15 protein-coding genes are annotated in these 13,247 nt (G+C 61.6%); 6 read left to right on the top strand and 9 right to left on the bottom strand.

Annotation, left to right across the window (positions count from 1 at the left end):
* Positions 1 to 32: 32 nt before the first annotated feature.
* The gene (locus CD175_RS19650; RefSeq protein WP_015097206.1) at positions 33 to 719 is read right to left on the bottom strand and encodes a YggS family pyridoxal phosphate-dependent enzyme; all 687 of its coding nucleotides are present in this window, start codon (positions 717 to 719) and stop codon (positions 33 to 35) included.
* Between the two features lie 56 nt (positions 720 to 775).
* Here CD175_RS19650 and CD175_RS19645 point away from each other — a divergent pair, with 56 nt between their 5' ends.
* On the top strand, positions 776 to 1,810 hold the full coding sequence (locus tag CD175_RS19645) for a type IV pilus twitching motility protein PilT (RefSeq protein ID WP_104450139.1): 1,035 nt from the start codon (positions 776 to 778) through the stop codon (positions 1,808 to 1,810).
* Positions 1,811 to 1,908: 98 nt separating this feature from the next.
* On the opposite strand, the gene CD175_RS19640 is transcribed toward CD175_RS19645, so the two are convergent.
* Entirely contained in the window at positions 1,909 to 2,529 is a 621-nt protein-coding gene (locus CD175_RS19640) for a C40 family peptidase (RefSeq protein ID WP_104450138.1), read from the bottom strand.
* A 251-nt stretch (positions 2,530 to 2,780) separates the two neighbouring features.
* On the opposite strand from CD175_RS19640, the gene CD175_RS19635 reads away from it, so the two are divergent.
* Positions 2,781 to 3,200 (top strand): NINE protein, encoded by a 420-nt coding sequence (locus CD175_RS19635; protein WP_007975407.1) that lies wholly within the window; start codon positions 2,781 to 2,783, stop codon positions 3,198 to 3,200.
* A gap of 88 nt (positions 3,201 to 3,288) precedes the next feature.
* Here the strand turns inward: CD175_RS19635 and CD175_RS19630 are convergent, their stop codons facing one another.
* From CD175_RS19630 to gshB, 7 genes are all read right to left on the bottom strand, one after another.
* Positions 3,289 to 4,560 (bottom strand): dihydroorotase, encoded by a 1,272-nt coding sequence (locus CD175_RS19630; protein WP_104450137.1) that lies wholly within the window; start codon positions 4,558 to 4,560, stop codon positions 3,289 to 3,291.
* On the bottom strand, positions 4,557 to 5,576 hold the full coding sequence (locus CD175_RS19625) for an aspartate carbamoyltransferase catalytic subunit (RefSeq protein WP_104450136.1): 1,020 nt from the start codon (positions 5,574 to 5,576) through the stop codon (positions 4,557 to 4,559). The genes CD175_RS19630 and CD175_RS19625 overlap by 4 nt, the downstream gene beginning before the upstream one ends.
* 27 nt (positions 5,577 to 5,603) lie before the next feature.
* Complete coding sequence (gene pyrR / locus CD175_RS19620; RefSeq protein ID WP_104450135.1) at positions 5,604 to 6,107, bottom strand: bifunctional pyr operon transcriptional regulator/uracil phosphoribosyltransferase PyrR; 504 nt, start codon at positions 6,105 to 6,107, stop codon at positions 5,604 to 5,606.
* A 79-nt stretch (positions 6,108 to 6,186) separates the two neighbouring features.
* On the bottom strand, positions 6,187 to 6,624 hold the full coding sequence (gene ruvX / locus CD175_RS19615) for a Holliday junction resolvase RuvX (protein ID WP_007975412.1): 438 nt from the start codon (positions 6,622 to 6,624) through the stop codon (positions 6,187 to 6,189).
* A complete protein-coding gene (locus tag CD175_RS19610; RefSeq protein ID WP_015097200.1) occupies positions 6,624 to 7,196 on the bottom strand; it encodes a YqgE/AlgH family protein in 573 nt (190 codons plus the stop codon). The genes ruvX and CD175_RS19610 overlap by 1 nt, the downstream gene beginning before the upstream one ends.
* 182 nt (positions 7,197 to 7,378) lie before the next feature.
* A complete protein-coding gene (locus tag CD175_RS19600; RefSeq protein ID WP_104450133.1) occupies positions 7,379 to 8,278 on the bottom strand; it encodes an energy transducer TonB in 900 nt (299 codons plus the stop codon).
* Between the two features lie 64 nt (positions 8,279 to 8,342).
* Entirely contained in the window at positions 8,343 to 9,296 is a 954-nt protein-coding gene (gene gshB, locus CD175_RS19595) for a glutathione synthase (RefSeq protein ID WP_104450132.1), read from the bottom strand.
* A 346-nt stretch (positions 9,297 to 9,642) separates the two neighbouring features.
* Here gshB and pilG point away from each other — a divergent pair, with 346 nt between their 5' ends.
* The 4 genes from pilG (at position 9,643) to CD175_RS19575 (ending at position 13,241) form a co-directional block, all read left to right on the top strand.
* A complete protein-coding gene (gene pilG / locus CD175_RS19590; protein ID WP_007987791.1) occupies positions 9,643 to 10,047 on the top strand; it encodes a twitching motility response regulator PilG in 405 nt (134 codons plus the stop codon).
* 57 nt (positions 10,048 to 10,104) lie between these two features.
* Positions 10,105 to 10,470: a twitching motility response regulator PilH gene (pilH, locus tag CD175_RS19585; protein WP_007975417.1), complete on the top strand. Its 366-nt coding sequence runs from the start codon at positions 10,105 to 10,107 to the stop codon at positions 10,468 to 10,470.
* A 10-nt stretch (positions 10,471 to 10,480) separates the two neighbouring features.
* Positions 10,481 to 11,020: a chemotaxis protein CheW gene (locus CD175_RS19580; protein ID WP_104450131.1), complete on the top strand. Its 540-nt coding sequence runs from the start codon at positions 10,481 to 10,483 to the stop codon at positions 11,018 to 11,020.
* Positions 11,021 to 11,180: 160 nt separating this feature from the next.
* Positions 11,181 to 13,241, top strand: coding sequence for a methyl-accepting chemotaxis protein (locus tag CD175_RS19575; protein ID WP_104450130.1), 2,061 nt, complete (start codon positions 11,181 to 11,183; stop codon positions 13,239 to 13,241).
* Positions 13,242 to 13,247: the final 6 nt, after the last annotated feature.

The raw sequence follows: 13,247 nt of genomic DNA, 5'->3' as shown, positions 1-13,247 counted from the left end.
AGGTCCTTATAAAGAAGAGCGTCGGTCATGGGTTATGGCCGATCGTAATCACGGGCGCCAAACAGGGCCGTACCGATACGGACCCAGGTGGCGCCCTGGGCAATGGCCGACTCAAGGTCGTGGCTCATGCCCATGGAAAGTGTGTCGAGTGGCAGATTCAGGCTGGCTTGCAGGCTTTGCACGGCCGCAAACGCGGCGTCCTGGGCGGCGCGATCTTCAGTCGGCTCAGGGATGGCCATCAGCCCGCGCAACGTCAGGCGCGGCAGGGCGCTGATGGCGCTGGCCAGGGCCGGCAGGTCAGCCGGGGTGCAGCCGGATTTGCTGGCTTCACCGCTGACGTTGACCTGAATGCAGATATTCAGGGGCGGCAAATCGGCAGGACGTTGTTCGGACAGGCGTTGTGCGATTTTCAGACGATCCACGGAATGCACCCAGTCGAAGTGCTCGGCGATAGCACGAGTCTTGTTCGATTGAATGGGGCCGATGAAGTGCCAGATCAAGGGCAGGTCGGCCAGTTCAAGCTGTTTGCCCAGCGCCTCCTGCAGGTAGTTCTCGCCAAAGTCGCGCAGGCCGGCGGCGTAGGCTTCACGCAGGTCCTGTGCGGGTTTGGTCTTGCTCACGGCCAGCAGATGGACGCTGTTTTCGGCGCGATTGGCGGCAAGTGTTGCGGCATGGATGCGCGAACTAACTTCGAGAATGTTGTCTGCTATGGTGGACATCAAGAGGCGCCAGCGGTCTGAAGGTTCGCGGCATTCTACTGGAATTGAGAGGCGCTATGGATATCACTGAACTGCTGGCGTTCAGCGCCAAACAGGGGGCATCGGACCTGCATTTGTCTGCTGGCCTGCCACCGATGATTCGGGTGGATGGCGATGTGCGGCGCATCAACCTGCCGGCCCTGGACCACCAGCAGGTGCAGGCGCTGATCGATGCCATCATGAACGACACCCAGCGGGTGGACTTTGAGAAGCATCTGGAAATCGACTTTTCCTTTGAAGTGCCCGGTGTGGCGCGTTTTCGGGCCAATGCGTTCAATCAGAGCCGAGGCGCGGGTGCGGTGTTTCGCACCATTCCGGCAAAAGTGCAGAGCATGGACGAACTGGGTATGGGAGAAGTGTTTCGCAAAATGACCGACGCTCCCCGAGGCCTGGTGCTGGTGACTGGCCCGACCGGTTCCGGAAAATCCACCACGCTGGCGGCGATGATCGACTACCTCAATAACCATCGCCATCACCACATCCTCACCATTGAAGACCCTATCGAGTTTGTCCACGAGCCACGCAAGTGCCTGATCAACCAGCGTGAGGTCCACCGCGATACCCGCAGCTTCGCCACGGCCTTGCGCTCGGCGTTGCGGGAGGACCCGGACGTGATTCTGGTGGGGGAGATGCGCGATCTGGAAACCATACGCCTGGCGTTGACCGCCGCCGAAACCGGCCATCTGGTGTTCGGCACGCTGCACACCACGTCGGCGGCGAAGACCATTGACCGGGTGGTGGACGTGTTTCCGGGGGACGAGAAGTCAATGGTGCGCTCGATGCTCTCCGAGTCACTGCTGGCGGTGGTGTCCCAGACGCTGGTGAAGAAGGTCGGCGGCGGACGCATCGCGGCCCACGAAATCATGTTGGGGACGTCGGCGATCCGCAACTTGATCCGCGAGGACAAGTTGGCGCAGATGTACTCGGCGATTCAGTCGGGAGGGGCGTTGGGAATGCAGACGCTGGATATGAGCTTGAAGGACCTGGTGACCAGGGGGTTGATCAGTCGTGAACATGCGCGGGAGAAGGCGCGGTCACCGGAGGGGTTTTGATAGCCCTGAAAGCAAAAGATCGCAGCCTTCGGCAGCTCCTACACAGGATGTGTCCTGTGGGAGCTGCCGAAGGTTGCGATCCTTTGACCTTGCTTCAATCAGCGCTGAACCACACGCATCTGATTCGGTTCTTTCGGCAGAACCCGCTTGGCAACCACGTAGTGGTTTTCCCAGTACGGTTTCTTCAAGGTGTCGATGCTCACCGACTTGCCGCGACGTGGCGCGTGGATGAAACGGTCGTTGCCCAGGTAGATGGCGACGTGATTGACCCGGCGGCTCTTGATGTTGAAGAAAATCAGGTCGCCCGGCTTCAGGTCGTTGCGATCGACTTTCTCCCCATGACCGCTGGCCATGGCGTTGGAGGTGCGTGGCAGGTCGAACGTGGCGTCGTTGAACGCGTATTTCACCAGGCCGCTGCAATCGAAGCCTTTGCTTGGACTGCTGCCGCCCCAACGATAGGGAGTGCCAAGGACGTTTACGGCGCGGCTCAGCACGTCGCTGCTTTCCTTAGTACCCATCGGTGGAACCAGGCCGCTTTTGCTGTTGGCCAGGCTTGGAGCATATTTGGCGGATTTCTTGTCTTTGCTCGAAGGAGCAGAGACATGGGATTTTGGGGTGTAACCATTAACGTTAGGAAGACGTTGCTCACGATTGGTGGCGTGGGCGGCCAGTGGCATCAAAAGGCAAATGGTTAGCCATGTCTTGAAAAATGAACGCATTAGGCAAGGCTCTTAATAAGTTAGCGCGCAACTTTATAACAGCTTTTTTGCCGCTTCCGAGGCCGTTGGTCGATTCAACCTGGGGGACAATGGTGGCAAAAAAGCGGCAAAATGGCGCAATTGTCGGACAGAAGTCCGGTGTTACAAGGCTTTGACGGGAGTGAAGGTAGCATTTGCCATACGTCGGGTGCCTGTAAAAAAGTCACAAAGAATTGAAGAATATTTATCTATCGTGTGAATCGAGGTCATTCATGAACCCCTATCAACAGACTTTTCCGCAGCAAGACACCCACAGCAAAGTGATCGGTTATTTGCTGTGGATTTTCGGATTTACCGGCGCTCACCGTTTCTATTACGGCAAGCCGGTGACCGGGACGATCTGGTTCTTCACCTTTGGTTTGCTGGGCATCGGCTGGCTGATCGACCTGTTCCTGATCCCGGCGATGGATCGCGAGGCTGACCTGCGGTTTACCGCGGGGCCTATCGAATACAACGTGGCGTGGATTCTGCTGACGTTTCTCGGGGTGTTCGGCGTGCACCGGATGTATCAAGGGAAATGGATCAGCGGGCTGCTGTACCTGCTGACGGGTGGGCTGTTCTTTATTGGCGTGCTGTATGACTTCTGGACGTTGAATGACCAGGTTTCCGTGCGTAACGCGCAGCGTCGATAAGCGAAGAAAAGATCGCAGCCTGCGGCAGCTCCTACACAGGAATATGCATTTCCCTGTAGGAGCTGCCGCAGGCTGCGATCTTTTGTTTTTAAGCCTGGTGGCTAATGCGCCCATCCACCAGGGTGTAACGCACCACACCCGGCAGGCTGTGGCCAATGAACGGGCAGTTCTCGCCCTTCGACAACCAGGTTTCGCCCGCGACGGTCGAGGTCGCCGGGTCGAACAGCACGATGTCCGCCGCACCACCTACCGCCAGTTTGCCTGCCGGAAGGCGCAAGGCCTCGGCAGGGCCGGCGCTCAGGCGTTTCAGCAACGTCGGCAGGTCCAGCAAGCCGTCTTCGACCAGGGTCATCGCCAGTGGCAGCAGCAGTTCAACGCTGCTGATGCCCGGCTCGGTAGCGCCGAACGGTGCCAGCTTGGCGTCACGCTCATGAGGTTGGTGATGGCTGGAGATGGCCGAGATCACGCCGGATTTCACCGCTGCGCGCAGGCCATCGCGGTCGGCGCGGGTACGTAGCGGCGGCTGGACGTGATACAGGCTGCTGAAGTCGATCAGGGCTTCGTCGGTCAGGATCAGCTGGTACAGGGCGACATCCGCGGTCACCTTCAAGCCCCGGGCCTGGGCCTGGGCGATCAGTTCCACGCCGCGGGCACTGGTGAGCTGGCTGAAGTGCGCGCGCACGCCGGTCTGTTCAACCAGCAGCAGGTCCCGGGCCAGGGCGACGGTCTCGGCGCTTTCCGGGATGCCTGGCAAACCAAGGAAGCTGGCGGTCGGGCCTTCGTGAGCCAGGCCACCTTCGGCCAGGTCGTAATCCTGGGAGTTGAAAATCACCGTCAGGTCGAACGTTGCCGCGTAGTCCAGCGCCCGGCACAGGGTGCGGGTGTTGCGGAAGCTCTCCAGGCCGTTGCCGAAGGCCACGCAACCGGCGTCGCGCAAGGCAACCAGCTCGGCCAGCTGTTCACCGTCCAGGCCTTTGCTCAGGGCGCCAATCGGGAAGACTTTGGTGTTGCCGGCCTCACGGGCGCGGTCGAGGATCAGTTCGGCCACCGCCGAGGTGTCCAGCACCGGTTTGGTCTTCGGCGGGCAGCACAGGCTGGTCACGCCGCCAGCCGCCGCCGCGCGGGTTTCGCTGACAATCGAGCCTTTGCGGCTGTAACCCGGCTCGCGCAGGGCAACGTTGAGGTCGACCAGGCCGGGAGCGGCCACCAGGCCTTTGGCGTCGATCGTTTCGACGGCGACAAAACCGGCGGGCGCCGCGCCAAGGGCGACGACTTTGCAGGCTTCAATGTGGATATCGGTCACTTGATCCAGGCCACTGGCCGGATCGATCACGCGGGCGCCGAGAATGCTGAGCTTCACTGTGCGTTCTCCTGTTCGAATTGGCCCTGCTCGAATTGACGCTGCGCAGTCTGCCCGCTCATGGCCATGGACAGTACGGCCATACGAATGGCGATCCCGTAGGTCACCTGGTTGAGGATCACCGAGTGCGGACCGTCGGCCACTGCCGACTCGATTTCCACGCCGCGGTTGATCGGCCCCGGGTGCATCACGATGGCATCGGGTTTGGCGCCGGCCAGGCGCGCGGTGGTCAGGCCGAACAGGCGGTAGAACTCGCCTTCGCTCGGCAGCAGGCCGCCGGTCATGCGTTCACGCTGCAGACGCAACATGATCACCACGTCGACGTCCTTCAGGCCTTCGGTCATGTCGGTGTAGACCTTCACGCCGTATTGCTCGATGCCGATCGGCAGCAGGGTCTTCGGTGCGATCACGCGAATGTCCGGACAACCGAGGGTTTTCAGGGCCAGCATGTTCGAGCGCGCCACCCGCGAGTGCAGGATGTCGCCGACGATGGCCACCGAAAGGTTTTCGAACCCGCCCTTGTGTCGGCGGATGGTGAGCATATCGAGCATGCCCTGGGTCGGGTGCGCGTGCCGGCCGTCACCACCGTTGATGATCGCCACTTGCGGGCAGACATGCTCGGCGATGAAGTGCGCGGCGCCGGAATCGCCGTGGCGCACGACGAACATGTCGGCAGCCATGGCTTCCAGGTTGCGCAGGGTGTCGAGCAGGGTCTCGCCCTTGCTCGCCGACGACGTGGACACGTTGAGGGTGATCACGTCCGCCGAGAGCCGCTGGGCCGCCAGTTCGAAGGTGGTGCGGGTACGGGTCGAGTTCTCGAAGAACACGTTGCACACGGTCTTGCCGCGCAGCAACGGGACTTTCTTCACGGCCCGGGCGCCGACTTCGAGGAAGGAGTCGGCGGTGTCGAGGATTTCCGTCAACAGCTCACGGCGCAAGCCGTCGAGCGAGAGGAAGTGGCGCAGCTGGCCCTGATCATTGAGCTGCAGCGGGCGCTTGGTGTCTAGAGGCGTCATCGCAAGGGGGACTCTCAATAGGGCGAATTAAAGGGCGAGGTCTTGCAGTTCGAGCGCGAGCTCCGGGCCGGACAGCTTCACCCGTTCGTGGGCGGCCAGCGACAAGGTCGCGCCCACCACGTTCGGGCGGATCGGCAGTTCGCCGGCGTCCAGGTCCAGCAGGCACACCAGCGTCACGCTGGCCGGGCGGCCGTAGTCGAACAGTTCGTTCATGGCGGCGCGGATGGTCCGGCCGCTCATCAGCACGTCGTCGATCAGCACCAGGTGCTGGCCTTCGATCTCGAACGGCAGCACCGAAGGGCGAACCTGCGGGTGCAGACCGTTCTGGCTGAAATCGTCGCGGTAGAAGGACACGTCGAGGGTGCCGAGGGGCTCATCGCTGCCCAGTTCCTTGAGCAGGGCCTGGGCCACCCAGACGCCGCCGGTACGAATGCCGATGAAACGCGGGTCGCTGATGCCACGGTGTTCCAGGTGGGCCTTCAGGCGCGTGGCCATCTGGCTGATCAGTTCGGCGGGATTGGGCAGGCTCATGGTTGCTCCTTCTTGGGCCCGAGCCGGGTTTCACGCAAGGTGGCTCGGGTTGTAGCTAAGAGAGACGCGTCGCGGCTCTTCAGGATTCGAACAGTGCGCCATTTTCGTCGAGCCAGCCTTGCAGCAGCAGGGCGGCGGCGATGGCGTCGACCGGGTTGTCGCGGTAACTGCCTTTCTGGCCGCCACGAGCCAGGCGTTCGCCCTTGGCCTCGAAGGTGGTCAGGCGTTCATCGTGGGTATAGAAGGGCAGGTTGAAGCGGCCGTTCAGGCGCCGGGCGAACTTTTCCGCGCGGGCGCACATGTCGCTGGGCGTGCCGTCCATGTTCAGCGGCAGGCCGACCACCACGGCATCGGGTTTCCACTCTTTGATGAGGGCTTCGACCTGGTTCCAGTCAGGAATGCCGTTCTGCGCTTTCAGGGTGCACAGCTCACGGGCCTGGCCGGTAATCACCTGGCCGACCGCAACGCCGATCTGTTTGGTGCCGTAGTCAAAACCCAGAATCAGCTTCAGGGCCATCAGGCGTGTCCCGCCTGGCTGGTCAGCAGGCTGAGGTTGACACCCAGGTGTCTGGCGGCCGCTTCCAGGCGAAGTTCGCTGCTGGTGTTGAACAGGATGTCGGCGTCAAACGGGCAGTTCAGCCAGGCGTTCTGCGCCAGTTCGGCCTCCAGTTGCCCGGCTTCCCAGCCGGCATAACCGAGGGCGATCAGGCTTTTTGCCGGGCCGACGCCGTCAGCGATGGCGAACAGTACGTCCTGGGACGTCGACAGGGACAACTCATCTTCCAGATCAACGGTCGCCTGGAAACTCTGCCCCTTGGGGTGAAGGACGAAGCCGCGATCGGTTTGCACCGGGCCGCCGATGAAGATCGGCACATGCTGGCAGAGCGCTGGCGGTTCGATTTCCGGGCGTAATTGCTCAAGGATATCGGCCAGGTTCAGCTCTTGCGGACGGTTGACCACCAGCCCCATGGCACCATTGGCCGTGTGCTCGACGATGTAGGTCAAGGTGTGCGCAAAGTTCGGGTCGGCCATGTGCGGCATGGCGATCAGGAATTGATGCTTGAGGTAGCTGGGGCTGACGTTTTTCATGTGCGCTAGTGTGGCGTTCGGGGGGCGAACTGACAAGCCGGGGATGTGCAGGAAATGCCGTAATTCTGTAGGAGCGAGCTTGCTCGCGATGAACCTGATAACACTGCGGGGTGTCAGGCTTGCAGCGTTATCGTTGGCGACCATCGCGAGCAAGCTCGCTCCTACAGGGGGATTTGTGCGGGTCAGTTGCTTGAGAGGCGATCCCCGCGGGCAAACTTCCAGGTCCGGATGATCTCCAGCCGGTCAACATCCGACAGATCCCCGGTAAAGGGGGCGAACGGCGCCGCCAGCCGGACGATCCGTTGCGCCGCCTGGTCCAGCAGCGGCTGGCCTGAAGATTCCAGCACCAGCACCTCATACAGCGATCCGTCACGGTTGATCGACACCATCAGGCGCAAATTGCCGTAGATCTGTTTGCGCCGTGCTTCGTCGGGGTAATTGAGGTTGCCGATGCGCTCGACTTTCTTGCGCCATTCGTCCTTGTACCAAGCGCCCTTGTCGCGCATGGTCGAGGCGGCACTCAAGCGGTGGATGCGCGGGCGCTTGGCGTACAGCTGTTGTTCGGCGGCCAGTTCCGCTTCGAGGCTGGCGATGTCGCTGGACAGTTGCTCGCTGTCGAACGTCGGCGCCTGGACCTGGGGTTTGACCTCGGTCTTGGGCTCCTCGGTCTTGGCGGGGGCTTTTTTCGGCTTCGGCGCCACGGTGGTCACGGCAGCCTTCGGTGGGGCTACCTGCACTTCAGGCTTGGCGGCCGGCGGTGGCGTGACTTTCTGTACCTTGTTGTCCTGGAAGGGCGCGACCTCGGTGGTCTTGGGAATCGCCTTTTTATCCAGGGTGCCGCTGCCTTGCTGGTTCTCTTGGGCCAGGAAATCGGCCTTTTCAGGCTTCTTTTCGCTTTTGAAGGTGGCGAGGGTGATTTCCAGGGTTTTACTGATCTGCTTGGGCTCGACCACGGCAAACCCGACACCCAGCAGCAAGGCCAGGTGGATCAACGCCGCCAGGAACAGGGTAAAACCGAGGCGATCGGCCGGGCGCACGCCACGGTGGGCGAGTTCGACAGGCAGATCGGACGGGAGGGTCATGACAAGGAAACCAACATCGCGTTTTCACAGGCCGCGCATGATAACGCAATGTTGGTTTGGCTAATCAACGTGCCTTGAGCTTCTGATCGATGGCATCCATCAGCAGGCCGCCGATATCGGTGCCAAAGGCATTGTCGATTTCGCGGATGCAGGTCGGGCTGGTGACGTTGATCTCGGTCAGGTGCTCGCCGATCACGTCCAGGCCAACGAACAACAGGCCTTTTTCACGCAGGGTCGGGCCGACTTGTGCGGCGATCCAGCGGTCCTTGTCGGTCAGTGGACGGGCTTCGCCACGGCCGCCGGCGGCGAGGTTGCCACGGGTTTCGCCCTGGGCCGGAATCCGTGCCAGGCAATAATCCACAGGCTCGCCGTCGATCATCAGGATGCGCTTGTCGCCGTCCTTGATGGCCGGCAGATAGGCCTGGCCCATGATCTGCTGGGCGCCGAGGGCGGTGAGGGTTTCGAGGATCACCGACAGGTTCGGGTCGCCCGCGCGGTGACGGAAGATCGACGTGCCGCCCATGCCGTCCAGCGGCTTGAGGATCACATCGCCGTGTTTGGCGGCGAACTCACGCAACACGTCGGCGCGGCGGCTGACCACGGTCGGCGGCGTGCACTGCGGGAACAGCGTGGCGAACAGCTTTTCGTTGCAGTCGCGCAGGCTCTGCGGCTTGTTGACCACCAGCACACCGGCGCGCTCGGCCTGTTCCAGCAAGTAGGTGGAGTAGACGAACTCCATGTCGAACGGCGGATCCTTGCGCATCAGGATCACGTCCAGATCGCTCAGCAGCGCGTCGTTTTCGGCGCCCAGTTCGAACCATTTTTCCGGATTGGCGAACACCTGCAGCGGACGCATCCGCGCCCGGGCCTCACCTTCGCCCTGATACAGGTCGCGCTGTTCCATGTAGAACAGCTCCCAGCCACGCTTCTGCGCGGCCAGCAGCATGGCCAGCGAGCTATCCTTTTTATAGGAAATGCTGGCGATAGGGTCCATGACAATCCCGACGCGAACGCTCATTGGGTTTTCCTCGAAATTTGGGGGCCAGACGTTGATCTTCTGTAGGAGCGAGCCTGCTCGCGATGGCGTGTCAGTCGACACCAATGCAGCTGATACACCATCGCGAGCAGGCTCGCTCCCACAAAAAGCGATCAGGCCAAGGGGCCGTATAAAAGTGGCGTCAGAGTGGCGCTGAGTGTGTTTGCGGTCAAGGAAAAACCATCGCCCCGGTCGGCCGATAGATTGGTTCTGGAGACTGTGCTAAAAAGGCTGCCATGCCGTGCTGGCCCTTGAGTATCAAGGGTTTCGAGCCGCCAATTACCCGCAAACGGACAATTTGATTCGTAAAGGCGACGCAGAGCATCTTATGGAACAGCACCCCAGCGCCTTGAAGGTCATGGTGATCGACGATTCGAAGACGATCCGTCGTACCGCCGAAACGCTGCTCAAGAACGTGGGTTGTGAGGTCATCACGGCCATCGACGGCTTCGATGCCCTGGCCAAGATTGCCGATAACCACCCCGGCATCATCTTTGTCGACATCATGATGCCGCGCCTGGATGGCTATCAGACCTGCGCCCTGATCAAGAACAACAGTGCGTTCAAGTCCACTCCGGTGATTATGCTGTCATCCAAGGATGGCCTGTTCGACAAGGCCAAGGGGCGCATCGTCGGCTCCGACCAGTTTTTGACCAAGCCTTTCAGCAAGGAAGAATTGCTCGATGCGATCCAGGCCCATGTACCTGGTTTCGCCGCCGTTTTGCCGCAGTAGGACACGCACAGTGACGCTCGGCCACCGGGCCCTGCGTCGACAAGAATGGGGAAGACCATGGCACGTATTCTGATCGTCGATGATTCGCCGACCGAAATGTACAAACTGACCGGCATGCTGGAAAAGCATGGTCATGAAGTGTTGAAAGCCGAAAACGGCGCCGACGGCGTGGCCCTGGCCCGCCAGGAAAAGCCCGACGCCGTCCTGATGGACATCGTCATGCCCGGCCTCAATGGCTTCCAGGCAACACGCCAGTTGACCAAGGACCCGGAAACCGGACACATCCCGGTGATCATCATCACCACCAAGGATCAGGACACCGACAAGGTCTGGGGTACGCGCCAGGGCGCCAAGGACTACCTGACCAAGCCGGTCGATGAAGAGACCCTGATCAAGACCCTGAACAACGTGCTGGCCGGTTGATCGTCAGGCCATGAACGAGTCGCTGACGGCTTTCGAACTGCTGCTGCAAATCGACCAGCGCTGTCGTTTGCTGGCGGCGGACTTGCCGTCCCAGCCGACCCGTCGGGACAGCTGGAGCGGCATCGGTTTTCGCCTGGGCGAGCTCTGGTACGTCGCGCCCATGAGTGAAGTCAGCGAAGTCTTGCATGAGCCGCGACTCACCCAGCTACCGGGGGTCAAATCCTGGGTCAGGGGTGTCGCCAACCTGCGTGGGCGATTGCTGCCGGTCATGGACCTGAGCGGTTTCTTCGGGCACGAACTTTCGGCGGTGCGCCGGCAGCGCCGGGTGTTGGTGGTGGACCACGATGAGGTGTTTGCCGGGTTGCTGGTCGATGAAGTCTTCGGCCTCCAGCACTTTGCCCGGGACAGCCTGGAGCCGGTGCCGGCAGAGGAGTTGAAAGGGCCGGTGGCGGCATTCGTCAAAGGCCGGTTTCAGCGCGGGCAGTGCTGGCAGGTGTTCAGCCCGTTTGCGTTGACGCGGTCTCAGGGGTTCATGAGCGTCGCGGTGTAGCCGGAACAACAGAGATCCAATGTGGGAGCGAGCCTGCTCGCGAAGGCGGTCGAACTGCCAATATGAGTGTCGACTGGTGCATCGCTTTCGCGAGCAGGCTCGCTCCCACAGGGGCGGACCTCAGTAGGCATCAAGGGTGTTGGTTAACAGGCGAGGACCGATGATAAAAACAAAAGCAGGCAAGCCAATGGAAGGGTCGCGCAGCCGGTCGCAGATCATCGTGCTGTTCATCGCGCTGATCGTCTTCATCATGCTGCTGTTCGCCAACTTCGCGTACCTCAACACCCAGGCTACCTACGACAAACAGTACATCGGCCACGCCGGCGAACTGCGCGTGTTGTCCCAGCGTATCGCCAAGAACGCCACCGAAGCGGCCGCCGGCAAGGCTGCCGCCTTCAAGTTGCTCAGCGATGCGCGCAACGATTTTGCCCGGCGCTGGGGTTATCTGAAGAAGGGCGACCCGGCTACGAGCCTGCCACCGGCCCCCGCCAACGTGCGTCCAGAGATGCGCGCGGTGCAACAGGACTGGGAACGCCTGCTGAAAAACACCGACGCGATTCTCTCCAGCGAGCAAACCGTTCTGTCTCTGCATCAGGTCGCCGCGACGCTGGCCGAAACCGTGCCGCAGTTGCAGGTCGAGTACGAAAAGGTCGTCGAGATCCTCCTGCAACGGGGCGCCCCGGCAGCCCAGGTGGCCATGGCCCAGCGCCAATCGCTGCTGGCTGAACGGATCCTCGGTGCGGTCAATACGGTATTGGCCGGCGACGAAAACTCACAGCAGGCCGCCGATGCGTTCGGGCGTGACGCGACGCAGTTCGGCAAGGTGCTCAATGGCATGCTCCAGGGCGACCCGGCGCTCAAGGTCAGCCAGGTCGAAGACCACGACGCCCGTGCGCGACTGGCGGAAATCGCCGAGCTGTTCGAGTTCGTCTCGGGCTCGGTGGACGAGATCCTCGAAACCTCGCCTGAGCTGTTCAAGGTCCGTGAATCGGCCTCGAACATTTTCAGTCTGTCGCAAACCCTGCTCGACGAAGCCTCACACCTGGCCAGCGGTTTTGAAAACATGGTCGGCGGGCGCACCACCGACACCATAGGCGGTTATGTGCTGGGCTTGCTGGCGCTGGCTTCGATCATCCTGATCGGCCTGGTGATGGTGCGCGAAACCAATCGCCAGCTGCGCGAAACCGCCGAGAAAAACGAGCGTAACCAGAACGCGATCATGCGTTTGCTCGACGAGATCGAAGACCTGGCCGACGGCGACCTCACGGTGACGGCCTCGGTGACGGAAGACTTCACCGGCACCATCGCCGACTCGATCAATTACTCCGTCGACCAGTTGCGCGATCTGGTCGCGACCATCAACCTCACCGCCGGCCAGGTCGCCGCCGCCGTGCAGGAAACCCAGGCCACCGCCATGCACCTGGCCCAGGCTTCGGAACATCAGGCCCAGCAGATTTCCGAAGCCTCGATGGCGATCAACGACATGGCCGAGTCCATCGACCAAGTGTCGGCCAACGCGGCTGAATCTTCGGCGGTTGCCGAGCGCTCGGTGGAAATCGCCAACAAGGGCAACGAGGTGGTGCACAACACCATCCACGGCATGGACAACATTCGCGAGCAGATTCAGGACACCGCCAAGCGCATCAAGCGCCTTGGCGAGTCGTCCCAGGAAATCGGCGATATTGTCAGCCTGATCGATGACATTGCCGACCAGACCAACATCCTCGCCCTCAACGCGGCCATCCAGGCGTCCATGGCCGGTGACGCCGGTCGCGGTTTCGCCGTGGTGGCCGATGAAGTGCAGCGGCTGGCCGAGCGCTCGTCCGCCGCCACCCGGCAGATCGAGACCCTGGTGCGGGCGATCCAGACCGACACCAACGAAGCGGTCATCTCCATGGAGCAGACGACGACCGAAGTGGTGCGCGGCGCCCGACTGGCGCAGGATGCCGGTGTGGCCCTGGAAGAAATCGAGGGTGTGTCGAAGACGCTCGCGGCGCTGATCCAGAGCATCTCCAATGCCGCACAACAGCAGACGTCGTCGGCCGGCCAGATTTCCCTGACGATGAACGTGATCCAGCAGATCACCTCGCAGACGTCGTCGGGTTCCACCGCCACGGCCGACAGCATCGGCAACCTGGCTAAAATGGCCAGTCAGTTGCGCCGTTCGGTGTCCGGTTTCACCTTGCCGGATGCCAAGGCGCAGGTTGTGGACAAAGCTTGAACCGCC

Source organism: Pseudomonas laurylsulfatiphila, from assembly GCF_002934665.1.
GTDB lineage: Bacteria > Pseudomonadota > Gammaproteobacteria > Pseudomonadales > Pseudomonadaceae > Aquipseudomonas > Aquipseudomonas laurylsulfatiphila.
This window is presented reverse-complemented; position numbering and strand designations above follow the sequence as displayed.

Bases quoted from the DNA above. Each gene is read 5' to 3' on its own strand.
- CD175_RS19650 (WP_015097206.1), bottom strand. From the start codon at position 719: ATGTCCACCATAGCAGACAACATTCTCGAAGTTAGTTCGCGCATCCAT.
- CD175_RS19645 (WP_104450139.1), top strand. From the start codon at position 776: ATGGATATCACTGAACTGCTGGCGTTCAGCGCCAAACAGGGGGCATCG.
- CD175_RS19640 (WP_104450138.1), bottom strand. From the start codon at position 2,529: ATGCGTTCATTTTTCAAGACATGGCTAACCATTTGCCTTTTGATGCCA.
- CD175_RS19635 (WP_007975407.1), top strand. From the start codon at position 2,781: ATGAACCCCTATCAACAGACTTTTCCGCAGCAAGACACCCACAGCAAA.
- CD175_RS19625 (WP_104450136.1), bottom strand. From the start codon at position 5,576: ATGACGCCTCTAGACACCAAGCGCCCGCTGCAGCTCAATGATCAGGGC.
- pyrR (WP_104450135.1), bottom strand. From the start codon at position 6,107: ATGAGCCTGCCCAATCCCGCCGAACTGATCAGCCAGATGGCCACGCGC.
- ruvX (WP_007975412.1), bottom strand. From the start codon at position 6,624: ATGGCCCTGAAGCTGATTCTGGGTTTTGACTACGGCACCAAACAGATC.
- CD175_RS19610 (WP_015097200.1), bottom strand. From the start codon at position 7,196: ATGAAAAACGTCAGCCCCAGCTACCTCAAGCATCAATTCCTGATCGCC.
- CD175_RS19600 (WP_104450133.1), bottom strand. From the start codon at position 8,278: ATGACCCTCCCGTCCGATCTGCCTGTCGAACTCGCCCACCGTGGCGTG.
- gshB (WP_104450132.1), bottom strand. From the start codon at position 9,296: ATGAGCGTTCGCGTCGGGATTGTCATGGACCCTATCGCCAGCATTTCC.
- pilG (WP_007987791.1), top strand. From the start codon at position 9,643: ATGGAACAGCACCCCAGCGCCTTGAAGGTCATGGTGATCGACGATTCG.
- pilH (WP_007975417.1), top strand. From the start codon at position 10,105: ATGGCACGTATTCTGATCGTCGATGATTCGCCGACCGAAATGTACAAA.
- CD175_RS19580 (WP_104450131.1), top strand. From the start codon at position 10,481: ATGAACGAGTCGCTGACGGCTTTCGAACTGCTGCTGCAAATCGACCAG.
- CD175_RS19575 (WP_104450130.1), top strand. From the start codon at position 11,181: ATGATAAAAACAAAAGCAGGCAAGCCAATGGAAGGGTCGCGCAGCCGG.